12 protein-coding genes are annotated in these 20,763 nt (G+C 72.8%); 1 reads left to right on the top strand and 11 read right to left on the bottom strand.

The genetic code is table 11. The annotated features are described in order from the left end of the window. Positions 1 to 202: 202 nt before the first annotated feature. Complete coding sequence (locus tag ACZ5ON_RS31280) at positions 203 to 352, top strand: hypothetical protein (RefSeq protein WP_465599751.1); 150 nt, start codon at positions 203 to 205, stop codon at positions 350 to 352. A gap of 415 nt (positions 353 to 767) precedes the next feature. Here ACZ5ON_RS31280 and ACZ5ON_RS31275 read toward each other — a convergent pair whose 3' ends face one another. From ACZ5ON_RS31275 to ACZ5ON_RS31225, 11 genes are all read right to left on the bottom strand, one after another. Next, positions 768 to 1,022: a phosphopantetheine-binding protein gene (locus tag ACZ5ON_RS31275; protein ID WP_465599749.1), complete on the bottom strand. Its 255-nt coding sequence runs from the start codon at positions 1,020 to 1,022 to the stop codon at positions 768 to 770. Positions 1,023 to 1,093: 71 nt separating this feature from the next. Further along, entirely contained in the window at positions 1,094 to 1,753 is a 660-nt protein-coding gene (locus tag ACZ5ON_RS31270) for an isochorismatase family protein (protein WP_465599747.1), read from the bottom strand. Positions 1,754 to 1,793: 40 nt separating this feature from the next. Then, a complete protein-coding gene (locus ACZ5ON_RS31265) occupies positions 1,794 to 3,470 on the bottom strand; it encodes a (2,3-dihydroxybenzoyl)adenylate synthase (RefSeq protein WP_465599745.1) in 1,677 nt (558 codons plus the stop codon). Positions 3,471 to 3,548: 78 nt separating this feature from the next. Further along, positions 3,549 to 4,865: an isochorismate synthase gene (locus tag ACZ5ON_RS31260; protein WP_465599743.1), complete on the bottom strand. Its 1,317-nt coding sequence runs from the start codon at positions 4,863 to 4,865 to the stop codon at positions 3,549 to 3,551. A 56-nt stretch (positions 4,866 to 4,921) separates the two neighbouring features. Then, a complete protein-coding gene (locus tag ACZ5ON_RS31255) occupies positions 4,922 to 5,740 on the bottom strand; it encodes a 2,3-dihydro-2,3-dihydroxybenzoate dehydrogenase (RefSeq protein WP_465599741.1) in 819 nt (272 codons plus the stop codon). Next, a complete protein-coding gene (ccrA, locus tag ACZ5ON_RS31250) occupies positions 5,737 to 6,900 on the bottom strand; it encodes a crotonyl-CoA carboxylase/reductase (RefSeq protein WP_465599789.1) in 1,164 nt (387 codons plus the stop codon). The genes ACZ5ON_RS31255 and ccrA overlap by 4 nt, the downstream gene beginning before the upstream one ends. A gap of 65 nt (positions 6,901 to 6,965) precedes the next feature. Beyond that, positions 6,966 to 7,208 (bottom strand): MbtH family NRPS accessory protein, encoded by a 243-nt coding sequence (locus ACZ5ON_RS31245; RefSeq protein WP_465599739.1) that lies wholly within the window; start codon positions 7,206 to 7,208, stop codon positions 6,966 to 6,968. 34 nt (positions 7,209 to 7,242) lie between these two features. Further along, positions 7,243 to 11,085, bottom strand: a complete 3,843-nt coding sequence (locus ACZ5ON_RS31240) for a type I polyketide synthase (RefSeq protein ID WP_465599736.1) — start codon at positions 11,083 to 11,085, stop codon at positions 7,243 to 7,245. Next, positions 11,078 to 18,769 (bottom strand): amino acid adenylation domain-containing protein, encoded by a 7,692-nt coding sequence (locus tag ACZ5ON_RS31235; RefSeq protein WP_465599734.1) that lies wholly within the window; start codon positions 18,767 to 18,769, stop codon positions 11,078 to 11,080. The genes ACZ5ON_RS31240 and ACZ5ON_RS31235 overlap by 8 nt, the downstream gene beginning before the upstream one ends. Before the next feature lie 165 nt (positions 18,770 to 18,934). Continuing rightward, positions 18,935 to 19,378, bottom strand: coding sequence for a hypothetical protein (locus ACZ5ON_RS31230; RefSeq protein ID WP_465599732.1), 444 nt, complete (start codon positions 19,376 to 19,378; stop codon positions 18,935 to 18,937). A gap of 299 nt (positions 19,379 to 19,677) precedes the next feature. After that, a complete protein-coding gene (locus ACZ5ON_RS31225) occupies positions 19,678 to 20,667 on the bottom strand; it encodes a GlxA family transcriptional regulator (protein ID WP_465599730.1) in 990 nt (329 codons plus the stop codon). Positions 20,668 to 20,763 lie beyond the last annotated feature (96 nt).

The raw sequence follows: 20,763 nt of genomic DNA, 5'->3' as shown, positions 1-20,763 counted from the left end.
AGTTCGGTGAGGCGTGCGGCGCGTTCGGCGGGGATGTCGGCGCGTCGGCTGCGGCTGTTGGCGATGAACAGGCCCAGGCTGATCTGGACGGTGCTCCCGTCGGCCAGGACCAGGGTTCCTTGGGCCTGCGGGGGACGTTGAGGTGTCCTTCGCGGGTCCGGTACTGGGCGGCGGCGGCGAGGTTACGGGCCTCCTTCTCCGCGTGCGAGACCTTCCCGGCCGGCTTCTGTTCGGCGGGCAGCGGCTCGAGTCCGAGGACGTGTTCCAGCGCCCACTGCTGGGCGGGGGCGAGCTTGTCCCAGCCGGCCTGCTGGGCGCGGCCCCACCCGGCGAGGTCTTCGCCCTGGCCTGACGGACGGCCGGGATCCCGGCAATGGCATACCTGATCGATCACTTCCTCCCCAGCGCCCTCGTCTGGGGCCGGCCGCGAATACGCGACACCTGAACATGCGAGCTCACCAGTCAAGTCCCCGCCGCTGGCCTGCGGTTCCTGGTCGTTCTGCCCCGTGAGGTCGGGACGCGCCGGCGAGTGGCGTGCCTGCGGGTGCAGTGTGTCCGCGCGGGCACCGGCCACCGCAGTGATCACGGAGCGTCGCAACTCCGTGATCACTGCGGGCAGGCCCCCGCCGCGGCTGTCCGCGCGACCTCCCACCCGGTCTTTCGTTCGGACCGTCCTGCTCAGCGGGCCAGGAGCTTGCGGAGCAGCGCGGTGATCTGCTCGCGGGCTTCCTCCGCCATGATTTCCCGGCCCAACGCCCACCGCGCGTTCACGGGGACTGCGGCAACCGGGTGGAGAGCAGGTCCCACCATTCGGCGAGGGTCCGGCGTTCCGCCAGCTCGACGAAGCTCAGGTCGATCCCTGCCCGGCGCCAGCCCTCGACGAGTTGCATCAGCCGGATCGAGTCCAGGCCGAGCAGCTGGAGTTCGTCGTGATCGGAGATGTCGGCGGGCTCTTCACCCAGCAGGGTGGCGACGGCTTCCTTCATCGTCTCCTGGCTGAGCGGGTTGGGACTGTCGGACATGATGGACCCCTCGGGTGGTTGTGGTGGACCGGTGGATTGCGATCACTTGGAAGGCCGGATACGGGCCGAGGTCAGTTCGACCTGTTGTCGCCGGTGCCGAGTAGTTGTCGGGCTGTCCGCGCGGTGGGGAGCACGACCGCACAGCGGCCAGCCGCCCATTCCAGGGCGCGGCGGTGCTCCTCGGCACTGAAGTCGGCGACCGCGTCGGCGACGAGGAAGGCCTGGATGTCCCGCTGGAAGGCATCGGCGGCGGTCATCAGGCAGCCGATGTGGGCGTAAATGCCGGTGACCACCAGTTGGTCGCGGCCGTGTGCGGCGAGGAGTTCGGCCAGCGGCGTGCGGTGGAAGGCGCTGTAGCGCCATTTGGTGAGCACGGTGTCGCCGGGTTCGGGGGCCAGCTCGTCGATGACGGCTGCCCGGGCCGGGTCGTCGCCGACCCCTGGACCCCACCAGTCGAGTTGCAGGCCGCGTTGGCGGGCCGACTGGCCGCTCGGTTGGGCGCAGTAGATCACGGGCACGCCGACAGCGCGGGCGGTCCGGACGAGCAGGCGCATGTTGGCGATGGCAGGTTGGATGGGTTCGGTGCCGGGGGTGAACGCATCGACGAAGTGCCGTTCCATGTCGTGCACGAGCAGGACGGTGCGGGCGGGGTCGACCGTCCAGCGAACCCGGTTGTCCGGCAGGTCCTGCTCGCGGGGGAGGGGGTAGGAGGCGATGGCCGGGAGCGCCATGGGAGTCGGCCTTTCGAGGTGATGGATCGGGAGGGTGGGGTCAGAAGGTGGCGGCACCCGGCCGCTCGCGCAGCAGCCGGCGCAGTTGCGCCTTGCTGACCTTGCCGACGCGGGTCTGCGGGAACGCTTCGAGGACCACGACCCGGTCAGGGATCTTGTAGTCGGCCAGCCCCCTGGCGCGCAGGAACTTCTTCACGGCGAGGGAGGACGGCGCGTCACCTCGAGGCAGCAGATACGCGCAACTGCGTTCGCCGAGCCGCTCGTCGGGGATCGCGACCACTGCGGCATCCAGCACCTGCGGGTGGGCCAGCAGGTGGTTCTCGACCTCTTCCGGGGCGATCTTCTCCCCGCCTCGGTTGATCTGGTCCTTGGCCCGGCCTTCCACCACGAGGTGCCCCCCGGCGGTGCGCCGCACGAGGTCGCCGGTGCGGTAGAAGCCGTCGGAGGTGAAGCTGCCGGCGTTGTGGGCGTCGGCTTGGCCGTCCGGGTTGTAGTAGCCGCGGATGGTGTACGGGCCGCGCGTGAGCAGGTGGCCGGTGGTGCCGTCGGGCAGCTCGCGGTCCGCGTCGTCGACGATCCGTATCTCGTCGTCGGGGCTGATCGGCCGGCCCTGGGTGGTGCAGCGGACGTCCTCGGAGTCCTCTGGGCGTGTGTAGTTGACCAGCCCTTCGGCCATGCCGAAGACCTGCTGCAGGGTGCAGTTCAGCACCGGTCGGATCTGGCGAGCGGCCTCCTCGCCGAACTTCGCGCCGCCGACCTGGAGCAGGCGCAGGCTGCTCAGGTCGGGCGTGCCCGCGCGCTGTGCCGAGGCGGCGGCCTCGGTCCAGACCAGAGCCAGCGGGGGTACCAGGGAGGTGACGGTGACGCGTTCGGACTCGATCAGGGCGAACGCCTCGTCGGGGCTGGGGTTCGCCGCTAGAACCAGCCTGGCCCCCGCGTACAGGGCGCCGAGGAAGCCCGGGGAGCTCATCGGGAAGTTGTGCGCCATCGGCAGCACGCACATGAGCACGCTGTCCTGGTCGAGTTCGCAGATCCGGGCACTGGCTCGCACCGAATACAGGTAGTCGTCATGGGTGCGTGGGATGAACTTGGGCAACCCGGTGGTGCCACCGGACAGCTGCAGGAAGGCGACATCGGCGGGATCCGGTTCGGGTACCCCGGCGAGTGCGGCCGGTCCGGCCCGGTGGCCCTCGACGCGCAGGTCGTCCAGGCTTACCGCACCGGCGGCGGCGCCGGCGTCACCGACCACCACGAGGTGGTGCAGCGTGCCGCATCGGGCCGCGGCCTGGCCGAGCAGCTCGCGGTGATCGAAGCCGGCGTGCTGGTCGACGGTGATGTATCCGACCGATCCGGTGCCGTTCACGAAGTGCAGGATCTCGCTCAACCGGTGGCCGGGCAGCGCGTACACGGGTAGCACGCCCAACCGGAACAGGGCGAAGACGACCTCCAGGAACTCCGCGCGGTTGGGAAGTTGCACCACGACCCGGTCGCCGGAGCGCAGCCCGCGCCGGTGCAGCGCCGCGGCCAGTGCCTCGGAGCGGGTGGCCAGCTGCGCGTAGCTCCAGCGGTCCGATCCGCTGACCACCGCGAGACGCTCGGGGTGATCGGCGGCCCGCGCGCGGAGCATGCCGTGGAGGGTTTCGCCGCTCCAGTGGCCGGCCGCGCGGTAGCGGTCGGCGAACTCGCGGGGCCAGGGGGTGAAACCGGGCAGCGTCATTGGGAATCCTCCTCCGGAGGCGGTGGCGTGATGGCTCGGGGGGCTCGGCGGTCAGCCCGGTTGGAGCGGGCGGTGGGCTCAGAGCGATCGCGGGTCGACGCCCGCAGCCAGCAGGAACGTGCGGAACTTCACGTCGGTTTCGACGAGTTCGGCTTGCGGGTCGGAGCCTGCGACGATCCCCGCGCCCGCGAACAGGCGCAGCCGGTCTCCTTCGGCCTCGGCGCAGCGGATGGTGACGGCCCATTCGCCATCGCCCTCGACGTCGCACCAGCCGAGGGCTCCGGTGAACCATCCCCGCTCGAAGGGCTCCAGCTCGCGGATCAGGGCGCGGGCCCGGTCCGGCGGTGTGCCGCACACGGCGGGAGTCGGGTGCAGCGCGAGGGCGAGGTCGAGCGAGCCGATGTTCCGGTCGGCGACGTGACCGGTGATCCGGGTGGACAGGTGCCACAGGGTGGCGGTGCGGATCAGCGAGGGCTGGGCGGGCACGTGCAGTTCGCGGCAGAGCGGGGCCAGCGCGTCCCGGATCGCGGCGACGACGACGGCGTGTTCGTGGCGGCACTTCTCCGAGGCGAGCAGCCGCTGCCCGATCTCGGTGTCCTCGACCGGGTCGGTGGACCTCGCCGCGGACCCCGCGAGGGGGTTGGCGGTGAAGACGTCGCCGTGGCGGGCGACCAGCAGCTCGGGGCTGGCACCGAGAAGGGTTCGCGGCGCGCCGCCGGGGGAGGACGGTAGGTCGAAGGCGAAGGTGTAGCCGTTCGGATCGCGTCCGGCCAGGTTCCGCAACATGCGCGGCAGGTCGAGCGCGGACCCGGCGGGTCGGTCCGAGACGGGATGCTCCGAAGCGGAACGGGTCAGAAACAGGGAGCGTGACAGTACGGCCTTCTCCAGGTCTCCGGCGCGTATCCGGCGGACGGCTTCGGCGACGGCCGCTCGGTAGGCGGCGGCAGCGGGCTCAGCGGTGACGTGCCAGTCGGCCGCTCCGCCGGTCGCCGGTGTGCCGTGGTCGGCCAGCGGGGGGTGCGCCGCCAGTGGCGGGGCGTTGCGGACGGCGCGCGGCACCACCAGGTGGGCGGGATGGTTCGGGTCGGCGGGGTCGAAGGGGATGGCTCCGATCGCCAGTGGTCGGTCGTCCGGCCCGCGGCGCACGGCTTGCAGCGTCGCGGTGATCCGGTCGGCGAGCCGGTCGTGGCCGACCGATTCGCCGGCGGCGGCCGGGATGGTGGCTCGGACGCCCTCGGCGAGCAGGGTGCCGCGCGGCGAGGAGAAGAACCAGGCCGCTCCGGGGCGGTAGTCGGCGAGCAGGTCGGCGGCCGTGGCCTGTTTCGCGCGGGGGGCTGCCGTGGCGGCAGGACGGCGAAGGGAGTCGGTGTGCTGGCGCGCGGTGGGAGTGGTCATCGGTACTGCTCCGTTGGTGGGTGACGCACGATCGGGAATGGATCTGATGGGTTCGGTCAGATGTGCAGGGTCGCGCCGCCGTCGACGTAGAGGTCCTCCATGACGATGTGCCGGGCCCGGGTGGAGAGCAGGAAGAGCACCGCGTCGGCGATGTCGTCGGCCTGGGCGATGCGGCCCAACGGCACCCCGGTGCGGAACGACGCCGGGTCACCGGCCAGTACCCGTTCCAGCGCCGCCCGTTCGCTCGCAGGGGTGTCCTGGTGGCCGGCGGGCCACAGCGAACGCTGCATCGGGGTGTCCGTGGAGCCGGGTGAGACCGTGTTGCACCGGATGCCGTGCGGGGCGAGTTCGAGGCCCAGGCAGCGCATGAGGTGGGCGGTGGCAGCCTTGGACGCGGGGTAGGCGCCCATCGAGGCCCGCGGGGTTCCGGCCGCGTTCGAAGCCACGGTGACGATGGCGCCGCGGCCGTGCGCCAGCATCCGGCGGCCCACCGCGCGGCAGGTGTGGAACACGCCGGTGGTGTTCACCGCGAAGGTCCGAGCCCAGTCCTCGTCGCCGAGGTCGAGCAGCAGGCCGGGGCGCAGCACCCCGGCGGCGTTGACCAGCAGGTCGATGGGGCCGAGCCGCCTCGTCATGTCGTCGACGGTGTGCTCCACGGCGTCGGCGTCGGTGACGTCCAGGGCATGGGCTTCGGCGGTGCCGCCCGCCTCGCGCAGGGCACGGGCGGTGTGGCGTGCGCGCTCGCCGTCCACGTCGGTGACGGCGACCGCGACGCCCTCAGCGGCGAGCGCCCGGGCCACGGCCGCGCCGATGCCCGAGGCGGCCCCGGTGACCAGGGCGACGGAGCCGTCGATTCGCAAGTCGGCCACGGTCATCGCCCCGCGTTGACGAGGACGGCCATGTTTCCGGTGGGATGCTGGTTGTCGTGCAGGAGCTGGTGGGCCGCACCGATCTCGTCGAAGTCGAAGGTCAGCGAGAGGCAGGGGTTCAGCAGGCCCTGGTCGACCAGCCGGGTGACCTCGCGGGCCTCCCTGGCGTTGGAGCAGTGCGAGCCCTGCAGGCGCTTCTGCCGCATCCACAGGAAGCGCAGGTCGACGTCGCCGTTGTAGCCGGTGGTACCGCCGCAGATCACCACCATCCCCGCGTTGTCGCACAGGTACATCGAGGTCGGGATGGTGTCGGCGCCGGAGTGCTCCAGGACGATCCGCGGCGCGCGGCGCTCGCCGAGGACCTCCCAGAAGCCCCGGCCGAACGCCCGGGCGCCGGACAACCAGGCAGCCATCGCCTCGTCGTCCGAGGCGTCCGGCAGCCGGCCCCAGTGGTCGAAGTCCCGGCGGTTCAGGTAGCCCTTGGCGCCGAGCTTGACGCAGTGCTTGCCCCGCTCGTCGCTGGAGACCACGGCCACCGGGACGCCGCCGGCCCAGCGCACCAGCTGGATGGCCATGCAGCCGAGTCCGCCGGCCCCGCCCCACACCAGAACGGGATCGCCCGGGCGCACGGTGTGGGGTGGCCAGCCGAACAACTGGCGGTAGGCGGTGGCGGCGGTCGCCAGGTAGCAGGCGGACTCCGCCCATGACAGGTGCTCCGGCTTGGGGTGGCACTGGTACTCGTCGACGACGGTGAACTGCGCGAAGGATCCGTAGTTCTCCTCGTAGCCCCAGATGCGCTGGGAGTTCGACGTCGACGGGTCGCTGCCCAGCCGGATGTCATCGGCGCTCTCGTCCCACTGGTTGGCGAGCACCACCACCTCGTCGCCCGGCCTCAGGGTGCGCACGTCCTCACCGACCGCCCACACGACGCCCGACGCGTCCGAACCGCCGATGTGGAAGTCCTGCGGCTCGCCGCGCCGCTGCCGAGCGGCGATCACGTCGAGCGGTTCGCCCAGTGCTGCCCAGACGTTGTTGTAGTTGACGCCGGCGGCCATCACCTTGATGAGTACCTGTCCGCGGCCGATCGCGGGCACGTCCACGACCTCGGTGCGGAAGGCGTCGAGCGGGCGGCCGTAGCGATCGGGGCGGATCAGCGAGGCGTACATGCGCTTCGGGGGCTGCCCCAGCGGCGGGGCGTCGCCGAGTTCGTAGAGCTCCTTGGTCACTGCGGTCACTGTGGGCTCCTGCGGTTCTGGTAGGGGACGGGTGCGTGAGCGGTCGGCGCGTCGGGGCCGACGGGGTCGGCCTGCTCCAGGCGGGCGAGGCAGGCGCGGTGGCTGGTGGCCGGCGTGGTGACGGTCCAGCCCGCCGGCACCCGGGCGAACGCGGGCCACAGGGACTGCTCCCCGGCCGCGTTGGTGAGCAGTAGATGTGACGGCTCGTGGTTTCCGGGATCATCGAACGGACTCTGCACAAGGGCTCCTCGTGGCTGTGGTGTGCGGGCGCGGTCAGCGGGTTGATCGGGCCAGGGCGGCTGCCAACACCGCGCCGATGCGGTCGATCGGCTCGGACCGGGTCATCTCGTAGTGGCCGCAGGGCACGGCGTGGTCCTCGACCCTGCCGTCGACGTAGCGGCGCCACCCGTCGGCCTTGGCCGGTGCGAGTGCCGGATCGGCGCGGTGGCCGGGGTGGGCGGCGGCTGGGGCACCCGTGGCGCTGAAGAACAGCACGTCGCCGTGGAAGACCTCGCGGTGGAACTCGGGGGCGATGCGCAGGTTGTTGCGCATGACCCGGGCAATCGCGCTGATCTGATCGGGTGTCACACTCGCCGGTCCGTCGGCCGCGCCGCCGGCCTGGCCGAGCAGCTGCAGCGCCCGGGTGACGTCCAGCGGCCCGGCGTCGTCCGGCAGGGTGATGCCGGCGTCCCCCAGCAGCAGCGCCGCCACCTGACGCTCCGTCTCCTCCTGTGTGGGGACGTGGTGGTCGGCCGACGAGTCGACCAGCGGGGCGTCCAGCAGCGCCAACAGCTCCACCTCTTCGCCCTGGTGCTGCAGCGCGGTGGCCATCGCGTGGGCGACGATGCCGCCGAACGACCAGCCCAGGATCCGGTAGGGCCCCCGGGGCTGCACGCTGCGCACTTGTGCGAGGTAGTCCTCGACCATTTCCGTCGCGCCGGCCGCCGGCCGGCCGACGCCGTCCAGGCCGCGAGCCTGGATTCCGTAGACCGGCTGGTGCGCCCCGAGCCGCGGGAGCAGTCCGGCGTAGCGCCAGGCCATGCCGCCGCCGGGGTGCACGCAGAACAGCGGGCGCTGGTCGCCGTCGGGGCGCAGCGCGAGCAGGGGGGCGAAGGCGTCCCCGGCCCGGGTGCCGGCGTGTTCCAGGAGACCGGCGATGGTGGGGGAGGCCAGGAGCGCGGCGACCGGGACGTCCAGGACCGAGGCACTGCGCAGTCGCCCGGTGAGCAGGACGGCACGCATCGAATCGCCGCCGAGGTCGAAGAAGTTGTCGTGGATCCCGATCCGGTCGATCCCCAGGGCCTCCTCCCAGAGCTCGGCCATGGCGCGTTCACGGTCGGTGCGCGGGGCGACGAAGGCGGTCGCCAGCAGACCCCGTGGGGTGCGACCGCCGGCCGTCGCGGTCGTCCCCGCCTGCGCCGGTGCCTCGTGGGGTTCGGCGGTGGACGGTTGGGGTGCGGTCGGCGCCGGGATCCAGTGCCGGCGGCGGTCGAACGCGTAGCCGGGCAGTTCCACCCGGCGGCCGCCGGACCGGGCCGCGCCCAGCGGAGCGAGATCGACGGGCACCGCGTTCGCCCAGAGCCGGCCGAGCGCTTCGGTGAGCACCTGGAGGTCCGGGCGCTCGGCCTTGGCGTGGCGCATGGCCGACACCGCGGTCGCCGACCGGGCGGCCGGTCCGGTGAGCGCGAGCCTGGTCAGCGCGTCCCCCGGGCCCACCTCCACGAGCAGCGGTTTGCGGCGTTCCCACAGGCAGCTCACGCCGTCGGCGAACCGCACGGTGCGTCGGGTGTGGTCGAGCCAGTGTGCGGGGCTGGTCGCCTGCTCGTCGGTGGTCCAGGTGCCGGTCACGTTGGTGACGTACGGGATCCGGGGCGGGCGCAGGGTGACCGCGCGCAGTGCCTCGGCGAAGTCGGCCAGGATCGGGTCGAGCATGTGGGAGTGGGCCGCGGCGGGCATCCGCAGGCGACGGTGCGGGACCTGCGCGGCGGCCAGACGCCGCTCCAGCGCCGCCACGGCTCCCGACGGTCCGGCGGCGGTGCAGGCGCTCGGACCGTTGACCGCGGCCAGCGAGAGGTCCTCGGTGAGGTACTCGCGCAGTTCCGCCTCGCCCAGCATCACGCTGACGGTCGCTCCGCCGGCGGAGGCGATCAGCCGGATCCGTTCGGCGACGAGTGGCAGCATCTCCTCCAGGGACATGACCCCGGCAAGCGTGGCTGCGGTGTACTCGCCGAGCGAGTGGCCGATCAGGGCATCGGGCCGGACCCCGCGCTCCATCAACACGGTGGCCAGGGCGAACTCGGTGACGACCAGGGCGAGGAAGGCGTCCACGCTGCCCGGTTCGGCGTGCTCGTAAAGCGCGGTGCGCAGGTCGCGGCCGAGCACCGGCCGCAGGATCGCGGCGCAGCGGTCGACCGTGTCGCGGTACAGCGGGAGGTCGCGGTACAACTGCGCGCCCATTCCGACGTACTGGGTGCCACCGCCCGGCAGCAGGAAGGCCACCGCGGGGGCCCGTTCGGCGCGCGTCGCGGGGTTCGCGGGCCGGGAGTGGCGCAGAAGTTCGGCGGCGTCGGCGACGCCGGCCGCGACCACGACGGAGCGGTGCGCCATGGCGGGGCGGTGGACGCGCAGGGTGTGGGCGACATCGGCCAGCGCCAGGTCCGGCCGGGTGGCCAGGTGGCGGGCGAGGCGTTCCTCCTGGCCGCGCAGGGCACCCGGGGTCCGGGCGGACAGCGCCAGCGCGTGCCACTGCGGGACGTCCTCGTGCGCGGGCGGGTCCTGCGGTCGCGGGGCGGGGGCCTGTTCCAGGACGAGATGCGCGTTGGTGCCGCCGATCCCGAAGGCGCTGACGCCCGCCCGACGCGGTCGTCCCTCGCATTCCCACTCCTCCAGCGTTGTCGGCACCCGGAAGGGGCTCGTCGCGAAGTCGATCAGCGGGTTGGGCAGGCCCTGGTGCAGGGTCGGCGGGATCTGGCCGTGCTCCAGCGCCAGCACCGTCTTGATGAAGCCGGCCATCCCGGCGGCGGCACCCAGGTGGCCGACGTTGGTCTTGACCGATCCGAGCGCGCAGTACTGGCGGCGGTCGGTGCTCTCCCGGAACGCCGCGGTCAGCGCGGCGACCTCGATCGGGTCGCCGATCCGGGTGGCGGTGCCGTGCGCCTCCACGTAGGTGATGGAGTCCGCGTCGACGCCGGCCGCGGCCTGGGCCGCGAGGATCGCCTCCAGCTGGCCGTCGGGGCTGGGCGCGCTGAAGCCCACCTTGCGGCGGCCGTCGTTGTTGATGGCCGAGCCCTTGATGACGGCCCGGATCCGGTCGCCGTCGGCCAGCGCGTCCGCCAGGCGCCTGAGGACCACGACTCCGACTCCGTCACCCGAGGAGGTGCCGGCGGCGGCGGCGTCGAAGGTGCGGCAGCGGCCGTCCGGGGAGAACGGACCGTCTGGGATGTAGCGGTAGCCGAGCATCGCCGAAGGGTTCAACGACGCCGCGCCCGCCAGTGCGAGGTCGCACGCGTGGTTCAGCAGGTCCTGGCAGGCGGTGTGGATCGCTACGAGGGCGGTCGAGCAGGCGGTCTGCAGGGACAGGCTCGGGCCGGTCAGTCCGAGTTCGTAGGAGATCCGGGTGGCCAGGGTGCCCAGTGAGTTGGCGGTGGCGGCGTGCACCAGCGCGACCGAGGCCGGCTGACCGGCGAACTTGGGGTGGACGTGCGCCGGATAGTAGCGGCTGTCCCCGGCGCCCGCGTAGACGCCGACGGTCTGCTCGGCCAGGTCGGCCGCGTAGCCCGCCTCCTCCAGGGAGTGGTAGGCGCACTCCAGCAGCAGGCGCTGCTGGGGGTCGATGATCTCCGCCTCGGCGGGGCTGTAGCCGAAGAACGCGGAGTCGAAGCGGTCGATCCCCTCGATGACCGAGGCCATCCTGACCAGGTGGGGATCCGTCAGGTCGGCCGGGTCCCCACCGGCAGCCAGGAACTCCTCGTCGGTGATCGGGCGGACCGATTCCCGGCCGGCGGCGAGGTTCGCCCAGAACTCCTCCACCGTGTCGGCGCCAGGGAAGCGGGCCGCCATGCCGATGACCGCGATGTCGTCGTCGGTCGCGTACTCGCTCAGCGCGGTGTCAGCCATTGTTCTCGCTCCTCCTGCTCGGTCGGCTGGTCCGGTTGCGCGCCGTCTGCCGGCGCTGCGCCTGCTGCCTGGCCCTTTCCAGGGCCGCGCCGGGTGCGGGTCGGACGTCGGCGACGCTGCCGCCGGCCCGCGCGGTCCCGCTCTCGTCGAGGTGACGGGCCAGCGCCTTGACGGTCGGATGGCCGAACAGGTCCACGACGCTCAGTTCGCAGCCCAGTTCCCGGTTGACCGCGGTCTGCACGCCGACCAGCAGCAACGAGTTGCCGCCGAGGTCGAAGAAGTTCTCCTCGACGCCGATCCGGTCCCGTCCCAGGGCGCGGCACCAGATCGCGGACAGCGTCTGCTCCAGGCCCCGGCGCCTGGCCGCGTCCGTGGCGTCGCGGGCCGCCGCGGCATCGTCGGGCCCGGCTTGCGGCGCGGGCGACCCGGCCGCGCGCAGCACCCACCGGTCGTCCACGCCCAGCCGCCGGGCGGCGTCGGAGGCCGCCTGGTGGAGGGCACCGAGGTCGGCGCCCTCCGCCAGGACCACCTGGCCCGCTAGCCGGTGCACCGGCCGTGCGGGTGCGAGGAGATGGCCGCGCACCCAGGGAGCACCGCGGTTCACACCGATCAGCACGTGCGGCTCGGCCACCCGGCGGGCCAGCTCGAACGAGCGCAGTGCCGCGGTGGTGTCCAGCACGTGGTAGCCACGCACCCGGGTGAGCGCTTTGAGCTCGAAGCCCCGGCTCATGCCGAGTTCGTCCCACATGCTCCAGGCCAGGCTGCCGGCGTCCATGGCGCAGTGCCGACGCTGGTGCGCTGCCAGGGCGTCCAAGAAGGCGTTGGCGGCGCTGTAGCCGCCGCTCAGGGAGCCGCCGAAGAACCCGTTGACCGAGGAGAAGGAGAGGAAGGACATCACCGAGAGCTCCACCGCCAACCGGTGCAGGACCCAGCCGCCGGTGACCTTCGCGGCCAACTCGGCACGCCACCGCACCAGGTCGTACCCGGCGGCGGGCTGCTGGTCGACGGTGCCGGCCAGGTGCAGCACCCCGGCCAGTGGCGCCGACCAGTGGGCCGTCGCCTTCTCCACCGCGGCCCGCACCTGGGCGGGATCGGTGATGTCGGCGGCTGCGTACAGGACGTCGCCCTGCTCGCGCAGGATTCGGTAGGCCTCGATCCGGCGGCCGAGCTCGCCGCCGCGGGTGAGGTGGTCGGCCCAGGTGTGCTGCTCGGGCAACTCGGTTCGCCCGAGCAGCAGCAGCCGGGTGCCCGGCGTCTTGAGCAGGTGCTCGGCGAGCGGTACGGCCACGCCACCGAGGCCGCCGCTGATCAGCTGGAACCCGTCGGGCGCGGCGGGCTCGGTGCGGGGCAGCGGGGCGGGTAGCTGCGCCAGCCGGCGCACCCAGCGCTGCTCGTTGCGGTAGGCCACCTCACGGTCGGTCACCGGCACCGCGGCCTCGGACAGCAGCAACCGGGCTGTCCGCTGCGGGTCGGTGCCTGACATGTCCACCAGGCAGGTACTCAGCCACGGCAGTTCCTCGGGCAGGCTCTTGAGCAGCCCGCCCGCGGCGGCGTGGGCGTAGCCCGTGGCGTCCTCGGGCAGCACGGCGCTGCTGTCGCTGGTCACCAGGTGCAGGCTGACCCGGTTGCCGGGCGTATGCGCCGCCGCCAGGGCCTGGGCCAGGCAGAGCAGGCTGTCGGCGCCGTCGCGTTGGGCGGCCAGCAGGGCCTCGACGGAGTCCGGTTCCTGTCGCCCGGCGCCGAAAGCACCCAGGTGCAGCACGGCGTCCACCGGACGGTCGTCGCCGGTCAGGCCGCCGAGCAGCAGGTGGTGGTCCTCGACGGCGTCGACCCGCAGCTTGTAGCGGGCCGCGCCCAGACGCTCGAAGGCGTCGGCCGCAGTGACGATCGTGCACCGGCTGCCCTGTTGGCGCAGCCGCGCGGCGAGCGCCTCGGCCACCTCGACGGCCGGCGCGTGGCGCCCGGCCAGGACCAGGGTGTGGCGCGCTGTCCACTCCGAGGAGTGCACCTGCTCGGCGCGCTGCCATACCGGGCGCAGGAACCAGTCGGGCACGGTGGCCGCGCTGTCGAGCAGGAGCTCGGAGCCTCGGGCGGCGTCGTCGAACGCGCCCGCCTCGAAGAGCTTGCGCAGCCGGGTCCGCTGGATCTTGCCGATCTCGGTCTTGGGTATCTGTGCCGTCTCGACCGGTACCAGGTGGGCGGGGCTGACGCCGATCTCCCGGGTGACCTTCCCCCGGATCGCGCGCAGGGCCTGAGCGAGGTTCTGGCCCGCTTCGAGGTGGAAGAAGAGCGCGAGTTCGTCGGTACTGGCTGCGGGGTCGCTGCGCACCGCACAGGCTGCGGTGAAACTCCGTACCACGAAGGGGAGTTCCTCGACGCACGCCTCGATCTCGTGGCTGTGGTGATTGACGCCGTTGACGATGATGACGTCCTTGGCGCGGCCGGTGATGAACAGCTCACCGGCGCGCAGGAAGGCCAGGTCCCCGGTCTCGAACCAGCCGTCGACGGTGAAGGACTCCGCGTTCACCTGCCGGTTGTCGTGGTAGCCGGAGGTCACCGAGCTGCCGCGCACCTGGAGCCGGCCGACGGTTCCTTCGGCCACCACGACGTCCCGCTCGTCCACGATCCGCATGGCGAACCCCGGGTAGGGAAGCCCGCAGCTGACGAACGTCTCGTCCGCGTCGCCTGGTTCGGCGGGCAGCCGGGCGTCCGTCACGACCGAGGAGGTCTCCGACATGCCCCAGCCCGGATGCATGACGTCCTGCGCCAGCCCGAACGGCGCGAGGGCCTTCAGGAACCGCCGGGCGGTGGCCGCCACGACCACCTCGCCCGCGTTCGTCACCAGGCGCATCGGCGTCAGGTCCCAGTCGCGCCCGGCCATCCGCTCGGCCTGTTCGGCGACCAGGCCGAAGGCGAAGTTCGGTGCCCAGGTGACACTGACCCGGTGCCGGTGGGCCAGGTCCAGCCAGCGCAGCGGGTCCTGAAGGACCCAGGACGTGGGCGCGTGGACCTGCCGGCAGCCGAGGAAGACGTCCCGCAGGTGGAACATCACCACGCCGGTGACGTGGTCGAGCGGGATCCAGTTGAGTGAGACGTCGTGCTCGGTCAGGGAGTTCATCGCTGCGGTGGCCGCGGCACGGGTGAGCACGTTGCGGTGGCTGAGCCGGACCGCCTTGGGCAGGCCGGTGCTGCCGGAGGTCAGCAGCAGGAGGAGCGTGTCGTCGGGCTGCGCCGGGTGCCAGTGGGAGTCGGCCGCGCCCTGGCGCAGCGCGTCGACGGTGGCGAGCCGCAGCCCGGACCAGTTCCGTCGCCCGGCCAGCTCGCGCAGGTCCGCCTCGCCGGCTGCGGAGGTGACGATCCACGGTCGGTGCAGCATCTGCCAGACGCCCTCCAGTTTGGCCGCCGCAGCGGAGGCCACCTGGTAGGAGACGGGGACGGACAGCGGCACGGCCACGAAGCCGCCCAGCACGCAGCCCCACAGCGCGGCCAGGAAGTCCTCGGTGTCGTCGCACTGGAGGATCACCTGGTCACCGGGGTGCAGGCCCAGTGCGCGCAGTCCGCCCTGCACCCGGGAGGCCTCCGCCAGCAGTGCGGCGTAGGAGCGCCGGGTCTCGGTGCCGTCAGGGCGCACGTGGACGACCTCGGCGTACTCGCCGCCCTCGGCGGCTTCGCGCAGCGCCTGGCCCCAGGTGCGCAGAGCGGTCTCGGGCAGCTCCGGTCCCTCGCTCAGGGCGGGGCTGGCGGCCACCGCGGGCTGAGCGGGCCGGACCGGCGGCCCAGCGGGGCGCCGGTCGGCCTGTGGGCCGACGGAGAGCCGACCCGGTTCCTCCGGGACCTCCTCCAGGGCCACGCTCACGCGCTGGACACCGGGCAGCGCGGCCAGGGCACACTGCCACTGCTCGGCCGACTCGCCGTCGAGCAGCGGCAGCCGCTCGAGCGCGGCGGTGTCCACCGTCCCGTCCGGGTCTCTGGGAAGGTCCGAGACGGCGACCACCCGCGGGGCGCGAGCGGGATCGGTCGCGCTCCGCCGCATGGCCTTCGCCGCTTGTTCGACCACGCCGCTGCGAGTGGGTACGGCGAGGAGACGGGGCCGGCCGGGCCCGTCCGGTGCGGGCGGCAGGGCAACGCACTCGCGGATCCCGCCCAGCGTGAGGAGTTCGCGCTCCAGCGGTGCCGGGTCGAACCCGCTGTCCCGGTCCGCTAGGGGCTCGGCCGACCGGTCGGGGGAGGGCAGGGCGCTGATCGGCAGCGCGGGGTCGTCGGCGACGGCGGCCAGCAGCGCGTGCAGGGCGTCGGCCATCCGCCGCACGGTGCCCGGGTCGAACAGGTCCGTGCTGTACTCGATCCGGCAGGCCAGACCGGCTGGGGCGGCGTCGGCGGTGCGGCGCTCGCGCACGTCGACGAAGAGGTCGAACTTGGCCGTACCGGTCGAACTCGGCTCCAGCGGCGCCTGGTTGCCGCCCAGGCGCAGGACGGCCTCGGAGTTGTTCTGCAGGGCCAGCATCACCTGGAACAGCGGGTGCCGTGCCGGGTGCCGAACCGGATTGAGTTCTTCCACCAGCAGGTCGAAGGGCAGGTCCTGGTGGTCGAAAGCGGCAAGGTCGAAGGCCCGCACCCGAGCGAGCAGGTCGCCGAAGCCCGGGTCGCCCGAGGTGTCGGTGCGCAGCACCAGGGCGTTGGCGACCAGCCCGATCAGGTTGTCGAGAGCCTCGTCGGACCGTCCGGCCACCGGGGTGCCGATGGCGATGTCGGTGCCCGCGCCACAGCGGGTGAGCAGTGCGGCGAGGGCGCCGTGCAGCACCATGAACAGGCTGACGCCGCTCTCCTCGGCCAGGCGCAGCAGCCCGCGGTGAAGATCGGGGCCCACTTCGAGCGCGAGGGCGGCACCGCGGTGCGTGGCCGGCTGGGGGCGGGGCCGGTCGACCGGGAGCGGGGTCTGTTCGGGGAGACCGTTGAGTGCCGCCCTCCAGAAGGCCAGGTGACGGGCCGTCGTACTGGCGGTGGTCGACCGGTCCTGGAGCAGGTCGCGCTGCCACAGCGTGTAGTCGGCGTACTGGACGGGAAGGGGCTGCCACTGCGGCGCCCGGCCCTCCAGCCGGGCCGCGTACGCGGCGGAGAGGTCCGCTGCCAGCGGTCGCAGCGACCATCCGTCGGCTGCGCTGTGGTGGACGACGACGACCAGCACCCGGGTCCCGGGCTGGGTGCCGTACAGGCCGGCCCAGAGCGGCGGGTCCTGCGTCAGGTCGAACGGACGCCGCAGCGCGTCGTCGACGTGCGCCTGGACTTCCTGCTCCGGGCAGTCCACCACCCGTAGCTCGGGACGGACGGTGCCCGGCGCGCGGATCTCCTGGCGTGGCGAACCGCCGACCTGCGGCAGCAAGGTCCGCAGGCTCTCGTGCCGGTCGGTGACGTCCGCCAGCGCCGCCCGCAGCGCATCGTGGTCGACGTCCTGTTCCAGCCGCACCACCAGCGGGATGTTGTAGGTGGCGGCCGAGGTGTCGAGTTGGTTCAGGAACCACATGCTCTGCTGGGCGAAGGAGAGGGGGAGCAGAGCGGGCCGCGGCACGGGGCGCACCGGTGGCCGGGCGGGCAGCGCGCGGTTCAGCCGGGCAGCCAGCCCGGCGACGGTCGGCTCCTGGAACAGGTCGCCGATCGAGACCTCCACACCCAGTGCGGTACGGGCCCGCGCGGCCACCCGGGCGGCGCTCAGGGAGTGCCCGCCGAGCGCGAAGAAGCTGTCGCCGGTGCCGACCCCGGGCAGTCCGAGCACCTGCGCGAACACCTCGCACAGGATCCGCTCGTGCACCGTGGCCGGCCGCTCGTCCTCGGTGGCACCGGGCAGTCGGGGCGCGGGCAGGGCGGCGCGGTCGACCTTGCCGTTGGCGGTCACCGGCAGGGTGTCCAGAACGGTGAAGACGGCGGGGACCATGTACTCGGGCAGCGTGCGGGCCAGGTGGGCGCGCCAGACCTCGTGGTCGGGCTCGACGCCGGGGTGGGGCACCACGTAGGCGACCAGCATCTCCCGGCCCTCGGCCGCGGGCGCCCCCGCGCCCGTGCCGTGGTCCGCGCGCAGCAGCACCACCGCCGCGTCGATGCCGTCATGGGTGGTCAGAGTGGACTCGATCTCGCCGAGTTCGATCCGCAGCCCGCGCAGCTTCACCTGGTGGTCGGTTCGGCCCAGGTACTCCAACTCGCCCTGCGGCAACTGACGGACCAGGTCGCCGGTGCGGTACATCCGGGTCCCGGGCGGCCCGAAGGGGTCGGCGACGAAGCGTTGTGCGGTCAGCGCGGGCCGCCCCAGGTACTCCGTGGCGAGCTGGACGCCGGCCAGGTAGAGCTCACCGGCTTCCCCGGGCACGACCGGCTGCAGGAACGCGTCCAGCACATGGGTACGGGTGTTCCAGACCGGTCGGCCGATCGGCACCGACACACCGGTGCTCCCGGGGGTGTGCGCCCAGGCGGTGACGTCGACGGCGGCCTCGGTGGGGCCGTACAGGTTGTACACGGGCGCACCCATGACCTGCGCCGCCCTGGTGGCCAGGTCCGCGGGCAGTGCCTCACCGCTGCAGATGATCCGCCGCAGCCGGGTCGGCCGGGCACAGGCGGGCTCCGCCAGGTACGCGCTCAGCATGGCGGGCACGAAGTGGGCGGTGGTGACGCCCTCCTGACGGATCAGCTCGGCCAGGTACGCCGGGTCCTTGTGCCCGCCGGGCTGTGCGACCACCAGGGTCGCCCCGGTGATCAGCGGCCAGAAGAACTCCCACACCGACACGTCGAAGCCGCTGCTGGTCTTCTGCAGCACCCGGTCGTCCTCGCCCAGGCCGTACGCGTCCTGCATCCAGCGCAGCCGGTTGCAGATCGCGCGGTGCGAGAGCGCCGCGCCCTTCGGACGGCCGGTGGAGCCGGACGTATGGATGACGTAGGCGGTGTCCTCCGGGGCGGGACCGCCGGGCGAAGACCGGTCGGTGCGCAGGTCCCCGTCGGCCAGCGCCGCCGCCTCCGCCGCGGTGGACGGGTCGTCCAGCAGCACGGTGGGCGAGCCGCCGGGCAGCACCGTGCCGACCGCGGCGGAGGTGATGACGGCGATGGGATCCGTGTCCTGAAGGATCGCCGACAGCCGCTCGGTCGGGTGGTCCAGGTCCAGCGGAGCGTATGCCGCGCCGGACTTCAGGACGGCCAGCAGCGCGACGACCAGGTCGATCGAGCGGGGCAGCGCCACCGCGACGATCCGGCCCGGGCCCGCGCCCCGGGCCGCCAGCAGCCTGGCCAGCTGGTTGGCGCGGCGGCGGGTGATCAGCGCCTGCCCGAAGAGCGGAGCGCGCGTCAGGTCGAACGGCCGCTGGAGGTCCTCGCGCATCCAGCGGTCGGCTGCCGACCAGGGGTCGGGTTCGCCGGACACGTCGACGGCGTGCAGCTGCCAGGCTGCCCGGCCCAGGGTCTGCCGCGGCTCGCCGCCGTCCTCGGTGAACCGGGCGTGCAGTGCTTCGGCTTGCGCGACGGCGCTGCGCAGCGCCTCCTCGAAGCGGACCCGGTCCACCGGGCCCTGGATCTCCACGAACTCGGCCGTGTTGTAGGCGGGGCTTGCGAGGTCGAGCTGTTGGCCGTACCAGACACCCCGTTGCGCGCCGGTCAGGCTCAGCGGGGTTGCCGCCGAACCGTTGGATCCGTCTGTGTCCTGATGCACGATGCGTGGTCCTTCTTCGAGGGGTGGGAGGTAGCGGTCCGGGCGGGGGAAGCCCGGGAGGGGCCGGTTGTCGGTCGTCCCGAGGGGCTCGCCCGGCGGGTGCGCGCAGCGACACGGGCGGCAGCGGTGGTACGCCGTGGTGGTTGCCGCCCTGCGGGCGGTGGCTCAGCTGCGGCTGAGCCAGAGGTCCGGGCCGAAGACCTCGTAGGTGATCGCGTCGGCTGGCACGCCCCGGTCGAGCAGGGCGGTGCGCAGTGCCTGCATGAACAGCAGCGGTCCGCACAGGTAGGCCTGGACCCCGGCGGGGAGCGGGAGTTCGGAAACGTCGATGCGACCGGTGCGGTCCGCCGGCCAACCTGGTTCCGGCCGCACGTACCAGACGTGCGCGCTGGCGTTGGGCAGCAGCGAGACCAGGGCCTCGAGTTCAGCGCGCAGTGCGTGGTCGGCGGGGGAGCGTTCGGCGTGCACGTCCGGGCGCCGCCCCGGGTTCTCGACGAGCATGCCCGCGAAGGCGGCGATCGCCCCGGCCAGTGCGCCGCGCTGGGTTCCGTTCGCCTGGTTGGCGCGGTTGAAGAGGCCGTCCAGCAGCCCCGGGTGCTCGGCGAACATCGTGGGCGTAGAACCGGGCCGTGATCTCCGGCAGGTTCGCGCCGACAATCGGCAGGGTGGTGCGGACGATGGGGACGGAGTCCGGGGACAGCACGGCACACCTCACGGGAACGGGAGCGACGGGCGAGCGCGGCATCGGGCCGAGCAGGATTCAACTGCGCGGTCCGAAGGTGTCGTTCGGCCTTGGGCGGCCCCGATTGCGCAGACATCTGAAGCCTAGGTGCGCTTAGAAGAATACGCAAATAAAATACGTATTACGTAAATAGATAAAACGCCCGCGATGGGTCGGGGCCGTTCGGTCAGTCCTCCCGAAGTGGGTGGTGGGCTGTCCGGAAGGCCGCGCGATGGGCGGAGGGGCTGGTGGCGTAGTGGGCCTGAAAGGCCTGGCGGAGGGTTTCGGGGGAGCCGAAGCCGCACTGGCGTGCCACGGTGGCCAGGGGGAGCGAGGTGGACTCGAGGAGTCGGGCCGCGGCCTCCGCGCGAGCGGTGCGGATGAAGCGGGCCGGTGGTTGGCCGAGTTGGTCGAGGAAGAGTCGGGACAGGTGCCGCTCGCTGACGCCCGCCCGGGTGGCGAGGGCGGCAGTGGTGAGGTCGCCGTCGAGGTGGCTGGTGACGTACTGGACGGTCTCACGAAGAAGTTGGTGGCTGGGCGGCTTGGCCTTGACGAATATGGACAACTGGGCCTGGTTTCCGGGGCGTTGCATGTAGGTGACCAGCCAGCGGGCGATCGAGCGGGCGAGCTCGGGCCCGTGGTCGGCCTCGACGAGGGCCAGGGTGAGGTCGAGCGCGCTGGTGACGCCGGCGGAGGTGCAGACGTCACCGTCGATGATGTACAGCGGGCGCTTGTCGACGATGACCGCAGGGTGGCGGTCGGCCAGCTCCCGCGCATGGGCCCAGTGCGTGGTCGCCCGCCGTCCGTCCAGCAGGCCGGCCGCGGCCAGGATGCTCGCGCCGGTGCAGACGGACGCCACCCGGCGGCTGCGGGCGGCCAGTTTGGCCACGTGGCTGACGAACCCGGCGTCCGCCGCGGCGGCGGTGTGGCCGGGCCCGCCGGCGACCACCAGGGTGTCCAGCCTGCCCCGGACGCGTTCGATCCCGGTGTGGACCGCGAGCACTAGTCCCCCCGCGGAGTGGATCGGCCGGTTGTTCGGGGAGGCCAGCTGCACGCGGTACGGGGGGTCCGCGCCCAGCCGGTTGGCCGCGGACAGGGTGTCCACGACGCAGGCGATGTCGAGGAGCTCGGCCTGCTCGTAGCCGATCACCAGCACGTGCCGGGCTTCGGTCGTCATGGCTGCCAATCTAGCCGATCGTGTCCGACGGACAGGGAACACAGGATTCCGGACATTCCCCCCCGGTGCTGCTTGCCGGTGCGGACGGGGTCGGAA

Source organism: Kitasatospora sp. NPDC032150 (genome assembly GCF_055579945.1).
The sequence above is the reverse complement of the archived record's forward strand: the minus strand, read 5'-3'. Positions and strand labels throughout refer to the sequence as shown.

Excerpts from the sequence above, each read along its gene's own strand:
- ACZ5ON_RS31275 (WP_465599749.1), bottom strand. The coding sequence starts at position 1,022 with ATGTCCGACAGTCCCAACCCGCTCAGCCAGGAGACGATGAAGGAAGCC.
- ACZ5ON_RS31270 (WP_465599747.1), bottom strand. The coding sequence starts at position 1,753 with ATGGCGCTCCCGGCCATCGCCTCCTACCCCCTCCCCCGCGAGCAGGAC.
- ACZ5ON_RS31265 (WP_465599745.1), bottom strand. The coding sequence starts at position 3,470 with ATGACGCTGCCCGGTTTCACCCCCTGGCCCCGCGAGTTCGCCGACCGC.
- ACZ5ON_RS31260 (WP_465599743.1), bottom strand. The coding sequence starts at position 4,865 with ATGACCACTCCCACCGCGCGCCAGCACACCGACTCCCTTCGCCGTCCT.
- ACZ5ON_RS31255 (WP_465599741.1), bottom strand. The coding sequence starts at position 5,740 with ATGACCGTGGCCGACTTGCGAATCGACGGCTCCGTCGCCCTGGTCACC.
- ccrA (WP_465599789.1), bottom strand. The coding sequence starts at position 6,900 with ATGTACGCCTCGCTGATCCGCCCCGATCGCTACGGCCGCCCGCTCGAC.
- ACZ5ON_RS31240 (WP_465599736.1), bottom strand. The coding sequence starts at position 11,085 with ATGGCTGACACCGCGCTGAGCGAGTACGCGACCGACGACGACATCGCG.
- ACZ5ON_RS31230 (WP_465599732.1), bottom strand. The coding sequence starts at position 19,378 with ATGTTCGCCGAGCACCCGGGGCTGCTGGACGGCCTCTTCAACCGCGCC.
- ACZ5ON_RS31225 (WP_465599730.1), bottom strand. The coding sequence starts at position 20,667 with ATGACGACCGAAGCCCGGCACGTGCTGGTGATCGGCTACGAGCAGGCC.